At 54.3% G+C, this 18110-nt stretch carries 17 protein-coding genes; 16 read left to right on the plus strand and 1 reads right to left on the minus strand.

What is annotated here, in order from left to right; all coding sequences use genetic code 11:
* The first annotated feature begins 6 nt into the window (after positions 1–6).
* From corC to PAGR_RS15470, 6 genes are all read left to right on the plus strand, one after another.
* The gene (gene corC / locus PAGR_RS15445) at positions 7–888 is read left to right on the plus strand and encodes a CNNM family magnesium/cobalt transport protein CorC (RefSeq protein WP_014593173.1); all 882 of its coding nucleotides are present in this window, start codon (positions 7–9) and stop codon (positions 886–888) included.
* A gap of 4 nt (positions 889–892) precedes the next feature.
* Complete coding sequence (gene lnt / locus PAGR_RS15450; protein WP_014606310.1) at positions 893–2416, plus strand: apolipoprotein N-acyltransferase; 1524 nt, start codon at positions 893–895, stop codon at positions 2414–2416.
* Between the two features lie 427 nt (positions 2417–2843).
* Positions 2844–3740 carry an amino acid ABC transporter substrate-binding protein gene (locus tag PAGR_RS15455; RefSeq protein WP_013025024.1) on the plus strand — a complete coding sequence of 299 codons (897 nt, stop codon included), beginning with the start codon at positions 2844–2846 and terminating at the stop codon, positions 3738–3740.
* Positions 3741–3893: 153 nt separating this feature from the next.
* Positions 3894–4634, plus strand: coding sequence for an amino acid ABC transporter permease (locus tag PAGR_RS15460; RefSeq protein ID WP_013025023.1), 741 nt, complete (start codon positions 3894–3896; stop codon positions 4632–4634).
* Entirely contained in the window at positions 4634–5311 is a 678-nt protein-coding gene (gene gltK, locus PAGR_RS15465) for a glutamate/aspartate ABC transporter permease GltK (RefSeq protein WP_013025022.1), read from the plus strand. Before PAGR_RS15460 ends, gltK begins: the two co-directional genes overlap by 1 nt.
* Positions 5312–6037, plus strand: coding sequence for an amino acid ABC transporter ATP-binding protein (locus PAGR_RS15470; protein ID WP_013025021.1), 726 nt, complete (start codon positions 5312–5314; stop codon positions 6035–6037).
* Positions 6038–6070: 33 nt separating this feature from the next.
* Here the strand turns inward: PAGR_RS15470 and PAGR_RS15475 are convergent, their stop codons facing one another.
* On the minus strand, positions 6071–6553 hold the full coding sequence (locus tag PAGR_RS15475) for a zinc ribbon-containing protein (protein WP_014606311.1): 483 nt from the start codon (positions 6551–6553) through the stop codon (positions 6071–6073).
* A gap of 222 nt (positions 6554–6775) precedes the next feature.
* On the opposite strand from PAGR_RS15475, the gene leuS reads away from it, so the two are divergent.
* The 10 genes from leuS (at position 6776) to dacA (ending at position 18078) form a co-directional block, all read left to right on the plus strand.
* Positions 6776–9358, plus strand: a complete 2583-nt coding sequence (leuS, locus tag PAGR_RS15480; RefSeq protein WP_014593168.1) for a leucine--tRNA ligase — start codon at positions 6776–6778, stop codon at positions 9356–9358.
* 14 nt (positions 9359–9372) lie between these two features.
* Positions 9373–9972 (plus strand): LPS assembly lipoprotein LptE, encoded by a 600-nt coding sequence (gene lptE / locus PAGR_RS15485; RefSeq protein WP_014606312.1) that lies wholly within the window; start codon positions 9373–9375, stop codon positions 9970–9972.
* Positions 9969–11000, plus strand: a complete 1032-nt coding sequence (gene holA, locus PAGR_RS15490; protein WP_014606313.1) for a DNA polymerase III subunit delta — start codon at positions 9969–9971, stop codon at positions 10998–11000. The genes lptE and holA overlap by 4 nt, the downstream gene beginning before the upstream one ends.
* A complete protein-coding gene (gene nadD / locus PAGR_RS15495; RefSeq protein ID WP_014593165.1) occupies positions 10993–11634 on the plus strand; it encodes a nicotinate-nucleotide adenylyltransferase in 642 nt (213 codons plus the stop codon). The genes holA and nadD overlap by 8 nt, the downstream gene beginning before the upstream one ends.
* Positions 11635–11723: 89 nt before the next feature.
* Positions 11724–12041 (plus strand): ribosome silencing factor, encoded by a 318-nt coding sequence (gene rsfS, locus PAGR_RS15500; RefSeq protein ID WP_014606314.1) that lies wholly within the window; start codon positions 11724–11726, stop codon positions 12039–12041.
* A gap of 3 nt (positions 12042–12044) precedes the next feature.
* Positions 12045–12515 (plus strand): 23S rRNA (pseudouridine(1915)-N(3))-methyltransferase RlmH, encoded by a 471-nt coding sequence (gene rlmH, locus PAGR_RS15505; protein WP_013025014.1) that lies wholly within the window; start codon positions 12045–12047, stop codon positions 12513–12515.
* Between the two features lie 34 nt (positions 12516–12549).
* Positions 12550–14454: a peptidoglycan DD-transpeptidase MrdA gene (mrdA, locus tag PAGR_RS15510; protein ID WP_013025013.1), complete on the plus strand. Its 1905-nt coding sequence runs from the start codon at positions 12550–12552 to the stop codon at positions 14452–14454.
* 8 nt (positions 14455–14462) lie between these two features.
* The gene (mrdB, locus tag PAGR_RS15515) at positions 14463–15575 is read left to right on the plus strand and encodes a peptidoglycan glycosyltransferase MrdB (protein ID WP_024471157.1); all 1113 of its coding nucleotides are present in this window, start codon (positions 14463–14465) and stop codon (positions 15573–15575) included.
* Between the two features lie 10 nt (positions 15576–15585).
* Positions 15586–16734 (plus strand): endolytic peptidoglycan transglycosylase RlpA, encoded by a 1149-nt coding sequence (gene rlpA / locus PAGR_RS15520; RefSeq protein ID WP_014606315.1) that lies wholly within the window; start codon positions 15586–15588, stop codon positions 16732–16734.
* A 132-nt stretch (positions 16735–16866) separates the two neighbouring features.
* Positions 16867–18078, plus strand: coding sequence for a D-alanyl-D-alanine carboxypeptidase DacA (gene dacA, locus PAGR_RS15525; RefSeq protein WP_019106261.1), 1212 nt, complete (start codon positions 16867–16869; stop codon positions 18076–18078).
* The last annotated feature ends 32 nt before the right edge of the window (positions 18079–18110 follow it).

Consider the following 18110-nt stretch of genomic DNA (forward strand, 5'->3'; position numbering starts at 1 on the left):
ACCGCCATGAGCGACGACCATTCTCAAAACAGCGATGCACCCAGTAGTAAAAAGGGATTTTTTTCCCTTCTCATCAACCAACTGTTCCACGGTGAACCTAAAAACCGTGACGAGCTACTGGGCCTGATCCGTGACTCCAATCAAAAAGATCTGATTGATCAGGATACCCGGGACATGCTCGAGGGCGTGCTGGATATTGCAGAACAGCGCGTGCGTGACATCATGATCCCCCGCTCCCAGATGATTACGCTGAAACGTAATCAGAACCTGGAAGAGTGCCTCAGCGTGATTATCGATTCCGCGCACTCCCGCTTTCCGGTCATCAGCGAAGACAAAGACCACGTTGAAGGGATCCTGATGGCGAAAGATCTGCTGCCGTTTATGAGCAGCGAATCTGAGCCTTTCAGCGTGGAAAAAGTCCTGCGTCCGGCGGTGGTGGTCCCTGAGAGCAAGCGCGTTGACCGCATGCTGAAAGAGTTTCGTTCCCAGCGCTATCATATGGCGATTGTGATCGATGAGTTTGGTGGTGTGTCCGGGCTGGTCACGATTGAAGATATTCTGGAACTGATCGTGGGCGAAATCGAAGACGAATATGACGATGAAGAAGATCGTGATATCCGCCAGCTCAATCGTCAGACTTATACCGTTCGCGCACTTACCCCGATTGAAGATTTCAACGAGGTATTTGGCACCCAGTTCAGCGACGATGAAGTGGATACCATCGGTGGACTGGTGATGCAGGGCTTTGGTCACCTGCCGGCGCGCGGCGAAAGCATCGACATCGATGGTTACCAGTTCAAAGTTGCCATGGCTGACAGCCGTCGTATCATCCAGGTTCACGTAAAAATTCCGGAAAATTCGGCGCAACCTCAACTGGATGACGAATAAATTTATGGCATTAGCCTCACTTTGCCAGCAGCAGCGGGTCCGTCTGCTGCTGGCTTTACTCAGCGGTGCCTGCGGCACGCTGGCGTTTTCCCCTTATGATTTTTGGCCTGCCGCCCTCGTCTCGCTGTGTGGGTTGCAAATCCTTACGTTAAACCGCACCAGCCCGCAGGCCAGCGCCATAGGTTTCATCTGGGGGTTTGGCCTTTTTGGCAGCGGTATCAACTGGGTCTATGTCAGTATCGCTACCTTTGGCGGAATGCCAGGCCCGGTTAACGTATTCCTGGTCGTTTTGCTCGCGGCTTATCTGGCCGTTTATCCGGCGCTGTTTGCCGGACTGCTCAACCGCATTTGGCCGCGAACTACCCTGTGGCGACTGGCCCTGGCCGCGCCGGCGCTGTGGCAGATCACCGAATTTTTACGCGGCTGGATATTAACCGGCTTTCCGTGGCTGCAGTTCGGCTACAGCCAGATTAACGGCCCGTTAAAAGGGATTGCGCCCCTGGCCGGTGTGGAAACCATCACCTTCCTGCTGATGATCGTTGCGGGCTTACTGGTTTATGCTCTGCAGCAACGCCATCTTAAAAGCCTGCTGGGCGCGTTAGCATTACTGGCGGTATGCTGGCCGTTACGCTATCTGCACTGGTATCAGGCGCTGCCGAAGCAGGCGGTAAACGTGGCACTGGTACAGGGTGATATTCCCCAGTCAGTGAAGTGGGATCCGCAGCAACTGCTAAATACCCTGCGCATCTACAGCGATTTGAGTCAGCCGCTGATGGGCAAAGCCCCCATTATTATCTGGCCTGAGTCGGCCATTACCGATCTGGAAAGCAACCAGCAGCCTTTCCTGCGTTCGCTGGATAATGAACTGCGCGCGCGCGGCAGCTCGCTGGTAACCGGCATCGTCGATTCACGGCTGGAACAGAATCGTTACCACGACTACAACACGGTCATCGTGCTGGGCGGCCCGAAACCCTATAACTACTACAGCACTAACCGCTACCAAAAAAACCACCTGGTACCGTTTGGGGAATTCGTGCCCATGGCCGATCTGCTGCGTCCGCTGGCCCCTTTCTTTGATTTGCCGATGTCCGCCTTTAGCCGCGGCGCTTATCTGCAACCTCAGCTTAATGTGGCGAATTATCATCTGACCACGGCCATTTGCTATGAGATTGTGTTGGGTGAACAGGTGCGCGCTAACTTCCGTCCGGATACCAATTTCCTGTTAACCGTTTCTAACGACGCCTGGTTTGGTCACTCGATTGGCCCCTGGCAGCATTTCCAGATGGCGCGTATGCGAGCGCTGGAACTGGGCAGGCCACTTCTGCGCGGCACTAACAACGGCGTAACGGCCGTGGTGAATGCCGATGGCGATGTGGAGAAAGTGCTGCCCCAGTTCACCCGGGATGTTTTAGTGGATAACGTGACGCCCACCCGCGGTGAAACGCCCTATTCTAAAGCCGGCATCTGGCCGGTGTGGTTAGCCGCGCTACTGAGCGGCGTCATTGCCTTTATCAGGCGTAACCGCTAATCCTCTGCGGCGAAGCGCTGTTTCGCCGCCTCTTCTTCTGTCTGCCTCTGCCTCTGCCTCTGCCTCTGCCTCTGCCTCTGCAGTAAAACGGCCATTTCACCCAATTGTCATTTTATTTTGGCACGATGATTGCAAAATGTTTCTGTATTCATCGACATTCGGGCCAGTTAACGGACGAGACGCACTAAAAAGAGTCCAGATGCGCACCTTTTACGTGCAATGGCGATTATTTGCCTTTTTTTGGTGCGAATGACATCGCAAAAAAGAAACTTTTTTGTTTCATTGAGTTAACAATCCGCTATGTTAGTGAATATTCTTAGCGCAGTCGCGCGAAGGGATAACAAAAAAAGCAGCGCAAAATACACACAACATCACACAATCAGTACAGGGTAGATCCTGTGCACTTTCCACATGAAGGAGTTGGAACATGCAATTACGCAAAGTGGCATTATCTCTTCTGCTGTTAAGCGCAGCGGCGGGAGCGGCCCAGGCGGAAGATCTGAGCGGTACCCTGAAGAAAATCAATGACAATGGCGTCATTGTCATCGGGCATCGTGAATCATCAGTTCCCTTTTCTTATTACGACAACCAGCAAAAGGTCGTTGGCTATTCTCAGGCGTATTCAAACGCTATCGCAGAAGCCATTAAAGCCAAGTTAAATAAGCCCGATCTGCAAATCAAAATGATCCCGATCACCTCACAAAACCGTATTCCCCTGCTGCAAAACGGCACATACGATTACGAATGTGGCTCTACCACTAACAACCTTGAGCGCCAGAAACAGGCGGCGTTCTCCGATACCATTTTTGTTATCGGCACCCGTTTGCTGGTTAAGAAAGGCAGCCCGATCAAAGATTTTGACGATTTGAAAGGCAAAACCGTTGTAGTGACCTCGGGTACCACGTCAGAAGTGCTGCTGCACAAACTGAACGACGAGAAAAAGATGGATATGCGCATCATCAGCGCCAAAGACCATGGTGATTCATTCCGCACGCTGGAAACCGGTCGCGCCGTGGCCTTTATGATGGATGATGCCCTGCTGGCAGGCGAACGCGCCAAAGCGAAAAAGCCGGATGACTGGGTCATCATCGGTACGCCACAGTCTAAAGAAGCCTATGGCTGTATGCTGCGTAAAGACGATCCGCAGTTCAAAGCCCTGGTCGATGACACCATTGCCAAAGCCCAGACCTCCGGTCAGGCAGAGAAATGGTTCGACACCTGGTTTAAACAGCCTATTCCGCCAAAAAACCTGAACATGAACTTTGAACTGTCTGACGACATGAAAACGCTGTTCAAAACGCCGAATGACAAGGCACTGAATTAACAACGATAACAAGGGCGGCCTCGTCGCCCTCTCGATTGCTGAAACCGCGGCGTGGACAGACAGCCTGAACGGGTCGTTCCCCCGAATCAGGCGAAATTAGCCGCTCATCAATCTTCAGGGTAGCTCTGCTACCCTTTTTTACCGGAGCTCGTTATGGGTATCGATTGGAACTGGGGCATATTTCTCGAACAGGCCCCGTTCGGTAATACCACCTATCTCGGCTGGCTGTGGTCCGGTTTTCAGGTGACGATTGCCGTCTCCTGTTGTGCCTGGATTATTGCTTTCTGTGTGGGTTCATTTTTCGGCATTCTGCGTACTGTGCCTAATCGTCTGTTATCAACGATAGGAACCTGCTATGTAGAACTGTTTCGTAATATCCCCCTGATTGTTCAGTTCTTCTTCTGGTATCTGGTTGCGCCAGAGTTGGTAGGACAGGATCTGGGGATGTGGTTTAAGTCGGAGCTGGATCCCAATCTGCAATTCTTTATCTCCTCTGTTGTCTGTCTGGGACTGTTCACCGCTGCCCGTGTGTGCGAGCAGGTGCGTGCAGCCATTCAGTCTTTACCGCGTGGACAAAAGAATGCCGGGCTGGCCATGGGGCTGACGCTGCCCCAAACCTATCGCTATGTGCTGTTGCCCAATGCTTACCGGGTAATCGTGCCGCCAATGACGTCAGAAATGCTTAATCTGGTGAAAAACTCGGCAATTGCCTCGACGATCGGCCTGGTGGATATGGCGGCTCAGGCCGGCAAACTGCTGGACTATTCCTCGCACGCCTACGAATCCTTTACGGCGATTACCCTGGCTTACGTGGGAATTAACCTGGTGATTATGGTACTGATGGGCCTGGTCGAACGCAAAGTGCGCCTGCCTGGCAACGTGGGAGGCAAATAATGTACGCATTTGACTGGAGTTCGATTCCTCCCAGCCTGCCTTATCTGTTCAGTGGCCTGATGATCACCTTTAAGATCACCCTGACGGCCGTTGTGTTTGGCATCCTGTGGGGCACCCTGCTGGCGGTGATGCGCCTGTCCACTTTTAAACCTGTCAGTTGGTTTGCCAAACTGTATGTCAACCTGTTCCGCTCAGTGCCGCTGGTGATGGTGCTGCTGTGGTTTTATCTGGTCGTTCCCAGCTTTTTACAGCAGGTGCTGGGGATTTCGCCCAAGACCGACATCCGCCTGATCTCAGCAATGGTGGCCTTTTCCCTGTTTGAAGCCGCCTACTATTCTGAAATCATTCGTGCCGGGATTATCAGTATCGCGCGTGGGCAGTCCAGCGCTGCGCTGGCGCTGGGAATGACGCAGTGGCAGTCGATGAGGCTGGTTATTCTTCCTCAGGCGTTTCGCGCCATGGTGCCGCTGTTACTGACGCAGGGCATCGTCCTGTTTCAGGATACCTCGCTGGTTTATGTATTGAGTCTGGCTGACTTCTTCCGTACCGCTTCCACCATTGGCGAGCGTGACGGTACCCAGGTAGAAATGATTTTGTTTGCTGGTCTGGTCTACTTTGTGATCAGCCTGAGCGCGTCGCTGTTGGTCAGCTATCTAAAAAGAAAAAGGACGGTTTAAATGATTAACCTGAAAAACGTTTCCAAGTGGTATGGTCAATTTCAGGTGCTAACCGACTGCTCTACCGAGGTTCAGACCGGTGAAGTGGTGGTGGTATGTGGACCGTCAGGTTCCGGCAAATCAACCCTGATTAAAACCGTCAATGGCCTGGAGCCGATCCAGCAGGGCAGCATTACGGTAAACGGCACAGAGGTAAACAATAAAAAAACCAATCTGGCCACGCTGCGCAGCAAAGTCGGCATGGTGTTTCAGCATTTCGAACTGTTTCCTCACCTGAGCATTATCGACAATCTGGTACTGGCGCAGGTCAAAGTGCTGAAGCGTGATAAAGCCGCCGCCCGTGATAAAGGCCTCAAGCTTCTGACTCGCGTCGGTCTGTCTGCCCATGCGGAAAAGTTTCCCGGACAGCTTTCCGGCGGTCAGCAGCAGCGTGTCGCCATCGCGCGTGCGCTGTGCATGGATCCCATTGCCATGTTGTTCGATGAACCCACATCGGCGCTGGATCCTGAAATGATCAACGAAGTGCTGGACGTGATGGTGGAACTGGCGCAGGAAGGCATGACCATGATGGTTGTTACGCACGAAATGGGCTTTGCCCGTAAGGTAGCCAACCGGGTCATCTTTATGGATGAAGGCAAAATTATCGAAGACACGAATAAAGACGACTTCTTTAATAATCCGCAGTCAGAACGGGCGAAGGATTTCCTGGCAAAAATTCTGCACTAAAAAACAGGCGGGCACCCTGCCCGCCTGCTTCTTTTACGGCTCAAAAGGCTGACGATAAAACTGATCGTGGTGACATTCCGGGCAGCGCGACAGGGTTTCTGGCGTATAAATCGCCCGGGTAAAATGGCATTTTTCGCAGACCAGGTTGCCCAGGCCCACCACCTCACCACTTTGGTAAACGCCGTGGTGTTGCAAATCCTGAAAGACTTCCCGCCATTCCAGCTGACTTTTATCGGTGATGTCCGCCAGCTCTTTCCAGATACTTTCCCGGATCACGCGCATAAAGACCGAGTCCGCCACCGGTTCTTCTGCTTCGGCATAGTTACGACCAAACTCCGCCAAATCGCGGCGCACCGACGCCAGCGCCCGATCGATTTCGTCCGGTGTCAGATCGGAGTGCGCACGTAAATGACTGCGTCTATCTTCTACCAGCGTATCCAGATCGCGATCGCCGTGGCGAAGACGTTCGGTTAATACCGCCAACGACTCATGATACTCCTGTGCCACTTTATTCATTTTATTCTCCTTTTTGCGCTCGGTACCTGTACTAAGTTTAGCTACTTTGTCACATTTGCCCGGTTCCCTGGGTAAGGAATGGTAAAAGAGTGAAAGCACTGACGCTTTGACGATAAATCGCCTCTGCAAAAGTGGGAAGTGTTGTTGATGCGCGGCCTTATGGGTATGCTATGCGGATCGTAAAGTCAGCAAAGTGTCATTTATTAAGGACCACAGGCAGCCATGCAAGAGCAATACCGCCCGGAAGAGATTGAATCCCGCGTTCAGCAGCAGTGGGATGAAAACGAAACGTTTAAAGTGACTGAGCAGGAAGGCAAAGAGAAATATTATTGCCTGTCCATGTTGCCCTATCCTTCTGGCCGCCTTCATATGGGTCACGTTCGTAACTACACCATCGGCGACGTCATCGCGCGTTATCAGCGCATGCTCGGCAAAAATGTGCTGCAGCCTATCGGTTGGGATGCGTTCGGTCTGCCTGCGGAAGGCGCGGCGGTAAAAAACAACACCGCGCCCGCCCCCTGGACTTATGACAACATCGCGTATATGAAAAACCAGCTTAAACTGCTGGGCTTTGGCTATGACTGGAGCCGCGAACTGGCGACCTGTCAGCCAGAGTATTACCGCTGGGAACAGTGGTTCTTTACCAAACTCTATGAGAAAGGCCTGGTTTACAAAAAAACCTCGGCGGTGAACTGGTGCCCGAACGACCAGACGGTACTGGCCAACGAGCAGGTTATTGACGGCTGCTGCTGGCGCTGTGACACCAAAGTTGAGCGTAAAGAGATCCCACAGTGGTTTATCAAAATCACCGATTACGCCGAAGAGTTGTTAAACGATCTGGATACGCTGGAAGAGTGGCCTGAGCAGGTCAAAACCATGCAGCGTAACTGGATCGGCCGCTCTGAAGGCGTGGAAATCACCTTTGACGTGGCGGACAGCCTTGAGAAAGTCACGGTTTATACCACGCGTCCAGATACCTTCTACGGCGCGACCTATGTCGCCGTGGCCGCCGGTCATCCGCTGGCGCTGCAGGCGGCTGCCAGCAATCCTGCCCTCGCTGACTTTATTGCCGAATGCCGCAATACCAAAGTGGCCGAAGCCGATATGGCCACCATGGAAAAGAAAGGCATGGCCACTGGCCTGTCTGCGGTGCACCCGTTAACAGGTGAGGCTGTTCCTGTCTGGGTCGCGAACTTTGTGCTGATGGAATACGGCACGGGTGCCGTGATGGCGGTTCCGGCACATGACCAGCGTGACTGGGAGTTTGCCACGAAATACGATCTGCCGATCAAGCCGGTGATCCTGAACCTGGACGGCAGCGAGCCGGACGTAAGCACTGGCGCAATGACCGATAAAGGCACGCTGTTTAACTCCGCCGAGTGCAGCGGTCTGGATCACAGTGCCGGTTTCAACGCCATTGCGGATGCGCTGGCAGCGAAAGGTGTTGGCGTACGTAAAGTCAATTACCGCCTGCGCGACTGGGGCGTTTCCCGTCAGCGCTACTGGGGCGCGCCCATTCCGATGGTGACGCTGGAAGACGGCACCGTGATGCCCACGCCAGAAGATCAGCTTCCGGTTATCCTGCCTGAAGATGTGGTCATGGACGGCATCACCAGCCCGATTAAGGCCGATCCCGAGTGGGCAAAAACCACCGTGAACGGTCAGCCTGCGCTGCGCGAAACCGATACCTTTGACACCTTCATGGAGTCTTCATGGTATTACGCGCGCTACACCTGTGCGGACTATAAAGATGGCATGCTGGACCCGGCTGCAGCGAACTACTGGCTGCCAGTGGATCAGTATGTGGGCGGTATCGAACACGCCATCATGCACCTGATGTATTTCCGTTTCTTCCATAAGCTGCTGCGCGATGCAGGCCTGGTAAACTCGAATGAGCCTGCTAAACGTCTGCTGTGCCAGGGCATGGTATTGGCGGATGCGTTCTACTATCTGGGCGTCAACGGCGAACGTAACTGGGTGTCTCCAGTTGACGTCACCGTCGAGCGTGATGAGAAAGGCCGCATTACCAAAGCCGTGGACACACAGGGCCGTGAGGTGATCTACGCAGGCATGAGCAAAATGTCGAAGTCGAAAAACAACGGCATTGACCCACAGTTGATGGTTGAGCGCTACGGCGCCGATACCGTACGTCTGTTTATGATGTTTGCCTCACCGGCCGACATGACGCTGGAGTGGCAGGAATCCGGTGTTGAAGGCGCGAACCGTTTCCTGAAGCGCGTCTGGAAACTGGCCTATGACCATTCACAGAAAGGTGCGACTGTCGCTCTGGACGTTGCCAGTCTGAACGATGATCAGAAAGGCTTACGTCGCGATCTGCATAAAACTATTGCCAAAGTGTCCGACGATATCGGCCGCCGTCAGACCTTTAACACCGCGATTGCCGCCGTGATGGAACTGATGAACAAGCTGACGCGTGCACCCCAGGACAGCGAACAGGATCGTGCACTGATGCAGGAAGCGTTACTCGCCGTGACGCGTTTACTGTATCCGTTCACGCCTCATGCCTGCTTCGTACTGTGGCAAACGCTGGGCGGCCAAGGCACCATCGACAATGCAGAATGGCCGGTTGCCGATGACGCCGCGATGGTTGAGGATGCCTTATTGGTTGTCGTGCAGGTTAACGGTAAAGTCCGTGGTAAAATTACCGTGGCAGCCGATGCTACCCAGGAACAGGTTCAGGCTCGTGCGGCTGAGGAACCATTAGTGGCGAAATACCTTGATGGTGTTAGCATTCGTAAAGTCATTTATGTACCGGGCAAACTGCTTAACCTGGTTGTGGGTTAAGTTCAGGAGGAACTGTGCGACATCCGATTATCAGGTTGTTTGTCATGCTGGCGGTGGTGATCACCGCCGGCTGTGGTTTTCATCCGCGCGGCACCACTCAGGTGCCAACTGAACTGAGAACGCTGATTTTAGACAGTGGTGACCCTTATGGCCCGCTGACGCGTACCGTGCGCCAGCAGCTGCGGATTAACAACGTCAATATTGTTGAGGCGACGCAGAAAAACAGCCTGACCGTCCCGACGATGCGTCTTGGTGGAGAAGCACAAAGCCGTAGTACCGCATCCGTGTTTATCAGCGGTACCACAGCGGAGTATCAGCTGACGATGTCGGTTTCTGCTCAGGTGCTGATCCCCAATAAAGGGATCTATCCGATCAGCGCAACCGTCTACCGCTCGTTCTTTGATAACCCGAACGCGGCGCTGGCGAAAGATGCTGAGCAGGACATGATTATGCAGGAGATGCGTCAGCGCGCTGCCGAACAGCTGGTTCGTAAGCTGCTTACCGTGCATGCCGCGCAGATGGAAAATCAGCAGATGCCCTCTACATCGACGGTTTCAAAAGCGGTTCAGCCTGCTGCCGGGGTCTCTTCCTCTGCGGCAACCAAGTCGAAATGATCAGGATTTATCCGGAACAACTCAGCGCGCAGCTCCGTGAGGGGCTGCGCGCCTGTTATTTATTAACCGGTAATGAACCCTTGCTGTTGCAGGAAAGTGCAGATGCGATTCGGGCCAGTGCCCTGGCACAGGGCTTTGAAGAACATCTGAGTTTTACACTGGATGCGCAGACCGACTGGGACAGCCTGTTTATGAGCTGCCAGTCGCTGAGCCTGTTTGCCCAGCGTCAAACGTTAACGTTGCAGTTCCCGGAAAATGGCCCTAACGCGGCGATTGCCGAGCAGTTGATCAAGCTGGCCCCGCTGCTTCACGCCGATATTTTGCTGATTTGCCGAATGGCGAAGCTCAGTAAAGCCCAGGAAAACAGTGCCTGGTTTAAAGCGCTTTCCGCTCATGCCGTGCTGGTCCCCTGCCAGACACCCGAACAGGCTCAGCTCCCCCGCTGGGTTGTCAGCCGAGCAAAAACCCTCAAGCTCGATATCGATGATGCGGCCGTCCAGCTGTTGTGTTACTGCTATGAAGGTAATCTGCTGGCTCTGGCCCAGGCGCTTGAACGGCTGTCACTGCAATGGCCCGATGGCAAACTGACCCTGCCGCGCGTTGAAGCCGCCGTCAGCGATGCCGCTCACTTCACGCCCTACCACTGGGTGGATGCGCTACTCGGCGGCAAAAGCCGCCGCGCCTTGCACATCCTGCAGCAGTTAGAAAGAGAAGAGAGCGAAGTGGCGATATTGCTCCGCACCCTGCAGCGCGATTTGATGACCCTGCTGCATCTGCAACGGCATCAGTCGCAACAGCCGCTGCGCACGCTAATGGATCAGCAGCGTATCTGGCAAAACCGTCGCAACCTGTTTACGGAAGCACTTCAGCGCCTTGATGCCTCCAGGCTACAGCAGGCCATTCATCTGTTGATGCAAATCGAACTTACTCTAAAGCAGGATTATGGTCAGTCGGTCTGGCCGCAGTTGCAGACGCTGTCGATGTTGATTGCCAATCGCGCTTTCCCTGCGAGCCTCGCCCATGTCTGATTTACACGCGCTGTTTGGCGGTACCTTCGATCCTGTGCATTTTGGTCATCTGCGCCCGGTGGAAACGCTGGCCGGGCAGATTGGCCTGTCGAGGATCACACTGCTGCCCAATAATGTGCCGCCGCACCGGCCCCAACCAGAGGCCAGTCCGCAGCAGCGGGTTGAAATGCTCGAGTGCGCTATTCGCGATTTGCCGCTTTTTGACATCGACACGCGGGAATTACAACGTGATACGCCCTCGTGGACGGTCGATACCTTAGAAGCGCTGCGTGCCGAACGGGGTGAACAACCTCTGGGTTTTATTATTGGTCAGGACTCTCTGCTGTCGCTGGAAAAATGGCATCGCTGGCAGGAGCTGCTTAGCCTGTGCCATCTTTTGGTCTGCAAGCGACCGGGCTATCCGACGGAAATGGCGTCTCCAGCAATGCAACGCTGGCTGGACAGCCATGTAACACAAGACAGCCAGCAGCTTCACCAACGTCCTGCAGGGGCGATCTGGCTGGCGGAAACCCCGCTTTATGCGATATCGGCCACCGAGATCAGACAGCGCCGCCATCAGCACCTCGCCTGCGACGATTTATTGCCCGCCTCTGTGATAACCTACATCGACCGCGCCGGCTTATATCGCGACTGATATGGGCGTGATATACTGCGCCGCTAAATTTTTTGGCTGTCTTCCGGGTTTCAGCCAGCCCGCTATCACCAGTTTTGAAGGGGAACCTTTTGCAAGGTAAAGCACTCCAAGAGTTCGTTGTTGATAAGATTGATGATTTGAAAGGCCAGAACATCGTGACTCTCGACGTTCAGGGCAAATCGAGCATCACTGATTTCATGATCATTTGTACCGGTACCTCAACGCGCCACGTGACCTCTATCGCGGAACACGTCGAGCAGGAATCCCGTGCCGCCGGCCTGATGCCGCTGGGCGTGGAAGGTAAAGCCGCCGCTGACTGGGTCGTTGTGGATTTGGGCGAAGTGATCGTGCACGTCATGCAGGAAGAGAGTCGTCAGTTGTATGAACTGGAAAAGCTCTGGGGTTAAGCGGTGAAATTGCAGCTTGTTGCCGTCGGCACCAAAATGCCTGACTGGGTTCAGACCGGTTTTATGGAATACCTGCGTCGGTTTCCCAAAGACATGCCGTTTGAGTTAACGGAAGTCCCTGCGGGGAAACGCGGGAAAAATGCCGACATCAAACGCATTCTGGAAAAGGAAGGCGAAGCGATGCTGGCAGCGACAGGTAAAGGCAACCGCATTGTGACGCTGGATATCCCCGGACAACCCTGGGAAACCCCACAGCTGGCGCAGCAGCTGGAACGCTGGAAGCAGGATGGCCGTGACGTCAGCCTGTTGATTGGCGGGCCTGAAGGATTAGCGCCGGCCTGTAAAGCGGCGGCGGAACAAAGCTGGTCTCTCTCAACGTTAACGTTGCCTCATCCGCTGGTGCGCGTGCTGGTTGCAGAGAGCCTCTATCGTGCATGGAGCATTACGACAAATCATCCTTATCATCGTGAATAACCGATAAGCTCACTCCAGACATTACAAGTAGCGGATGAAATTACAAAGCAACGCCTTTCGCGATTACAGCGCCGAACAAAAAGTCTTTGTCCGCAGGGCTTTTATCGCTTTTGTCGGCATCTTACTGCTCTCCTCCGTGCTGGTGGTTAATCTCTATCACCTGCAGATTTTACGTTTCGACGACTACAGTACCCGGTCAAATGAAAACCGCATTAAGCTGGTGCCGGTTGCACCCAGCCGCGGCATTATTTATGACCGTACCGGCACGCCGCTGGCCCTGAACCGCACGATTTATCAGGCAGAACTGGTGCCGGAAAAGGTCGACGATTTAAAACAAACGCTGCAAAACTTACGCCCTGTGCTCGAACTCACCGATGACGATATTGAGGCGTTTGAAAAAGAGCGTAAGCGCTCACGTCGCTTTACCTCTATCCCGGTAAAAACCGGCCTTAATGAGGTGCAGGTTGCACGCTTTGCCGTGAACCAGTACCGCTTTCCCGGCGTGGAAGTCAAAGGCTACCAGCGCCGCTACTATCCCTTTGGGCAAACCCTGACCCACGTTGTGGGCTACGTATCGAAAATCAACGATCGGGATGTGGCGCGTCTGGACAAAGAAGGTAAATGGCCAAACTATGCGGCTACGCACGATATCGGTAAACTCGGTATCGAAGCCTATTACGAAGACCTGCTGCACGGTAAAACCGGTTATGAAGAGGTTGAGGTAAACAACCGTGGCCGGGTTATTCGTCAGTTGCACGAGCAATCCCCGCAGGCCGGGCGTGATATCTATCTGACCATTGATCTGAAACTGCAGCAGTACATCGAAACGCTGTTAGCCGGCAGTCGTGCCGCAGTGGTGGTCAGCGATCCCCGCACCGGAGAAATTCTGGCCATGGTGTCCACGCCCAGTTACGATCCGAACCTGTTTGTTGACGGAATTTCCAGCAAAGACTATCGCGGATTACTGAGCGATGAAAACCGTCCACTGTATAACCGCGCTATTCAGGCCGCCTATCCGCCAGCCTCAACGGTCAAACCCTATGTCGCCGTTTCCGCGCTCAGCGCAGGCGTTATCAACCGAAATACCAGCCTGTTCGATCCCGGCTGGTGGCAACTGCCCGGCTCTGAAAAACGCTATCGCGACTGGAAAAAGTGGGGCCACGGTCGTCTGAACGTCACCAGATCGCTGGAAGAGTCTGCGGACACTTTCTTTTATCAGGTCGCCTATGACATGGGCATCGATCGCCTGTCGGAGTGGATGACCAAATTCGGCTACGGTGAACGTACGGGCATTGATTTACCCCAGGAGAGCGCGGGTAACATGCCGACGCGCGACTGGAAAATGCGCCGCTTTAAAAAGCCCTGGTATCAGGGTGATACCATTCCTGTTGGTATCGGTCAGGGCTACTGGACGGCAACACCATTGCAGATGAACAAAGCGATGATGATCCTCATCAACGACGGGGTTATCAAAGTGCCGCATATGCTGCGCGCCACGCGCGAAGGCCGCACCCTGGTGCCTTATCGTCAACCGCCTTCCCAGCCGATAGGCGATATCCACTCGGGCTACTGGGAAATTGCCAAAGACGGGATGTATGGCGTGGCCAATCGCCCCAATGGTACGGCTCACAAGAGCTTTGCCGATGCGCCATACAAAATTGCCGCGAAATCGGGTACGGCTCAGGTCTTCGGTCTGAAAGAGAACGAAACCTATAACGCACACAAAATCGCAGAACGCCTGCGTGACCACAAGCTGATGACCGCGTTTGCCCCTTACGATAAACCGCGTGTCGCCGTGACCATGATTCTGGAAAACGGCGGAGCCGGACCCGCCGTAGGCACGGTAATGCGTCAGATACTGGATCACATCATGTTAGGTGACAATAATACTGTCCTGCCGGATGCGGCCCCCACACCGCCAGGCTACGAAGGTGAATAATCATGTCGATGAATGACAGCCCGCAGAAGCGGTCAATATGGATGCGCATGCATATTGATCCGCTATTTATGCTGATTATCCTCGCGCTGCTGACCTTTAGCGCCATTGTTATCTGGAGCGCCAGCGGGCAGGATCCCGGCATGATGGAGCGTAAGCTCGGCCAGATCGCCATGGGGCTGATCATTATGCTGGTGCTGGCCCAGGTCCCGCCCCGGGTATACGAAGGCTGGGCGCCTTACCTGTATATTGTCAGTGTCATCCTGCTCGTCGCCGTGGATGCCTTTGGCCAAATCAGTAAAGGGGCGCAGCGTTGGCTGGACCTGGGTTTTATCCGCTTCCAGCCCTCTGAGATCGCTAAAATCGCCGTTCCTTTAATGGTCGCGCGCTTTATCAACCGCGACGTGTGCCCACCGACCCTGAAAAACACCGCCATCGCTCTGGTGCTGATTTTCCTTCCTACGCTGTTAGTGGCCGCGCAGCCTGACCTCGGAACCTCGATTCTGGTCGCGGCCTCGGGATTATTTGTGCTGTTCCTCTCTGGCATGAGCTGGAAGCTGATTGGTATCGCCGTCCTGTTAGTTGCGGCCTTTATCCCCATATTGTGGTTCTTCCTGATGCATGACTATCAGCGAGACCGCGTGATGATGCTGCTCGATCCCGAAAGCGATCCGCTTGGCGCGGGTTACCACATTATTCAGTCTAAAATCGCTATTGGCTCTGGCGGACTGCGCGGTAAAGGCTGGCTGCATGGGACGCAATCACAGCTGGAGTTCTTGCCGGAGCGTCACACCGACTTCATTTTCGCCGTGCTGGCAGAAGAGCTGGGACTGGTGGGCGTACTGTTGCTGCTGGTGCTGTACCTGCTGTTGATTATGCGTGGACTCATCGTGGCTGCCCGTGCGCAAACCACCTTTGGCCGGGTGATGGCCGGGGGGTTAATGTTGATTTTATTCGTCTATGTTTTCGTTAACATTGGCATGGTTAGTGGTATCTTACCGGTGGTTGGCGTTCCGTTGCCGCTGGTCAGTTACGGCGGCTCGGCGCTTATTGTGCTTATGGCGGGATTTGGCATCGTAATGTCGATCCACACACACCGAAAAATGTTATCTAAAAGTGTTTAAGAGGTCGCAGATGCGTAAGGACTGGCTTGGCGTTGTATTGGCTTCAATGGTTTTAGCTGCATGTTCTACCCAGGAACCGCAACAACAAAGTGCGCCACCGCAGCCTGCCTATAACGGCCCGGTGGTAGAGATTCCTGGCGTTGAGCCTCGTTATGAGCCGGTCAATCCGTCGACCAATCAGGACTACAGCGTCAACGGTAAAAACTACCGTATCATCAAAAATCCGGCCAACTACAGTGAAGTGGGGCTGGCCGCCTGGTACGGTGAGGAAGCCCAGGGTAATCGTACTGCGACGGGCGAGACCTTTGATCCCGATGCCCTGACGGCTGCCCATCCAACGCTGCCCCTGCCCAGCTACGTTCGCGTGACAAACCTGGCAAACGGCCGCCAGATTGTGGTGCGGGTTAACGATCGCGGCCCGTATACGCCGGGACGCATTATCGATCTGTCCCGTGCGGCAGGTGACCGCCTGAATATCTCCAACAATTCCCGCGTGCGGGTTGATTACATCAGTGTCGCACCGGATGGCACGCTTTCCGGCCCCGGCACCATCGGCACCGTCGTGGCAAAACAGAGCTATGCCCTGCCTGCGCGTCCCGACCTGAACGGTCCGGTCATGAGCAGCCCACAAGGCATGAGCGGTGGCAGTCAACCCATCATGAACGGTAGCAGCCAGCCGCAGACCGCCCCGGCGGCTGAACCCGAGGCTCAGGATATTTCACCCATCAGCAATGCGACGCTGCAAAGCAATAATGCTATGGGCGCGCCAGTGCAAAGTAGCGGCTTCCTGGGCGCGCCGCAGCCGTTACCCAGCGGCGTGCTGGAAAGCAGTGAGCCCGCTGCCAGCCCCCCTGTCGCAGCCGCGCCGGTTGCGGCCAGTGCCGCCGCATCACCCCGCCAGCCCGCCGCCAGCCAGAGTGCCTCATCCCTTTCAGGCTATGTCGTTCAGGTGAGTGCCATTAATGATGCAGCACGGGCCCGGCAGTTAGTTAACAGTTTACGCCAGCGCTTTGGCGTTCCTGGCGCTGTGGAAAACGCAGGCAATGTGTACCGCGTGCAGCTTGGTGGTTATAAAACCCGTGCAGAAGCCGTGGCCTTACAGCAACGGCTGAGCAGCGAAGGCCAGAGTGCGGCCTTCGTTACCACCGCAGGTCGTTAATCGACAGAGGTTACCGTGACAGGTAACCTCTGCTAACAACTCATTCACTAAGCCGGATGTCTGAAAATCAGGCATTTGTTATGATGAGTGACTTTTTTAAACCTTAAACCCATGGATGTTGTCGTCCCACACATGAACACGCTGAAACCTTCTCGTTTGTTAAAACGCCTGACAGTGGGATCACTGATCGCCTTCTCCCTCAGCCATGCTGCCATCGCTGATGATGTTAATCTCAAGACCATGATTCCCGGCGTACCGGACATTGATGCCGAAGCTTATGTCCTCATCGACTACAATTCAGGCAAAGTGCTGGCAGAGAAAAACGCGGACGCACGCCGCGACCCGGCGAGCCTGACGAAGATGATGACCAGCTACGTCATCGGTCAGGCAGTTAAAGCAGGAAAAATCCACCAGGACGATATCGTTACCGTGGGGCAGGATGCGTGGGCGACCGGTAATCCGGTATTCAAAGGTTCATCCTTAATGTTCCTGAAGCCTGGCGACCGCGTTCCGGTTTCCCAGTTAACGCGCGGTATCGTTCTGCAGTCCGGTAATGATGCCTGTGTGGCGATGGCCGATTATGTCGCCGGCAGCCAGGATGCCTTTGTTGGCCTGATGAACAACTACGTGAAAGCGCTGGGTCTGCAAAACACGCATTTCCAGACCGTTCATGGCCTGGATGCGGAAGGTCAATACAGCTCAGCACGCGACATGGCGCTGATTGGCCAGGCGCTTATCCGTGATGTTCCTGAAGAGTACGCGGTTTATAAAGAGAAAGAGTTCACCTTTAACAATATTCGTCAGATGAACCGCAATGGTCTGTTATGGGATACCAGCCTGACCGTTGACGGCATCAAAACCGGTCACACCGCGTCAGCAGGCTATAACCTGGTGGCCTCTGCGACAGAAGGACAGATGCGTTTGATCTCTGCCGTGATGGGCGGTCATACCTTCAAAGGCCGCGAAACGGAAAGTAAAAAGCTGCTGACCTGGGGTTTCCGCTTCTTTGAAACCGTCGCACCGCTGAAAGCCGGGAAAGAGTTTGCCTCTGAGCCCGTGTGGTTTGGTAACAGCGATCGCGTCCAACTGGGCGTTGAAAAAGATGCTTATCTGACCATTCCACGCGGCCGGATGAAAGATCTGAAAGCCAGCTATGTCCTCACCAATACCGAGCTGCATGCGCCACTGAAGAAAAACCAGGTGGTTGGCAGTATCAATTTCCAGCTCGATGGCAAAACTATCGATCAGCGTCCTCTGGTGGTGTTAAATGAAGTCTCTGAAGGCGGCTTCTTCAGTCGTATCGTTGACTATATCAAACTGATGTTCCACCACTGGTTCGGTTAATGGTGCCTGGCGGTTGAAAAACCGCCACTCTG

The sequence above is a fragment of the Pantoea ananatis PA13 genome (genome assembly GCF_000233595.1).
Taxonomy (GTDB): domain Bacteria; phylum Pseudomonadota; class Gammaproteobacteria; order Enterobacterales; family Enterobacteriaceae; genus Pantoea; species Pantoea ananatis.

Coding starts and splice junctions, on each gene's coding strand:
- corC (WP_014593173.1), top strand. CDS start 7: ATGAGCGACGACCATTCTCAAAACAGCGATGCACCCAGTAGTAAAAAG.
- lnt (WP_014606310.1), top strand. CDS start 893: ATGGCATTAGCCTCACTTTGCCAGCAGCAGCGGGTCCGTCTGCTGCTG.
- PAGR_RS15455 (WP_013025024.1), top strand. CDS start 2,844: ATGCAATTACGCAAAGTGGCATTATCTCTTCTGCTGTTAAGCGCAGCG.
- PAGR_RS15460 (WP_013025023.1), top strand. CDS start 3,894: ATGGGTATCGATTGGAACTGGGGCATATTTCTCGAACAGGCCCCGTTC.
- gltK (WP_013025022.1), top strand. CDS start 4,634: ATGTACGCATTTGACTGGAGTTCGATTCCTCCCAGCCTGCCTTATCTG.
- PAGR_RS15470 (WP_013025021.1), top strand. CDS start 5,312: ATGATTAACCTGAAAAACGTTTCCAAGTGGTATGGTCAATTTCAGGTG.
- PAGR_RS15475 (WP_014606311.1), bottom strand. CDS start 6,553: ATGAATAAAGTGGCACAGGAGTATCATGAGTCGTTGGCGGTATTAACC.
- leuS (WP_014593168.1), top strand. CDS start 6,776: ATGCAAGAGCAATACCGCCCGGAAGAGATTGAATCCCGCGTTCAGCAG.
- holA (WP_014606313.1), top strand. CDS start 9,969: ATGATCAGGATTTATCCGGAACAACTCAGCGCGCAGCTCCGTGAGGGG.
- nadD (WP_014593165.1), top strand. CDS start 10,993: ATGTCTGATTTACACGCGCTGTTTGGCGGTACCTTCGATCCTGTGCAT.
- mrdA (WP_013025013.1), top strand. CDS start 12,550: ATGAAATTACAAAGCAACGCCTTTCGCGATTACAGCGCCGAACAAAAA.
- mrdB (WP_024471157.1), top strand. CDS start 14,463: ATGAATGACAGCCCGCAGAAGCGGTCAATATGGATGCGCATGCATATT.
- rlpA (WP_014606315.1), top strand. CDS start 15,586: ATGCGTAAGGACTGGCTTGGCGTTGTATTGGCTTCAATGGTTTTAGCT.
- dacA (WP_019106261.1), top strand. CDS start 16,867: ATGAACACGCTGAAACCTTCTCGTTTGTTAAAACGCCTGACAGTGGGA.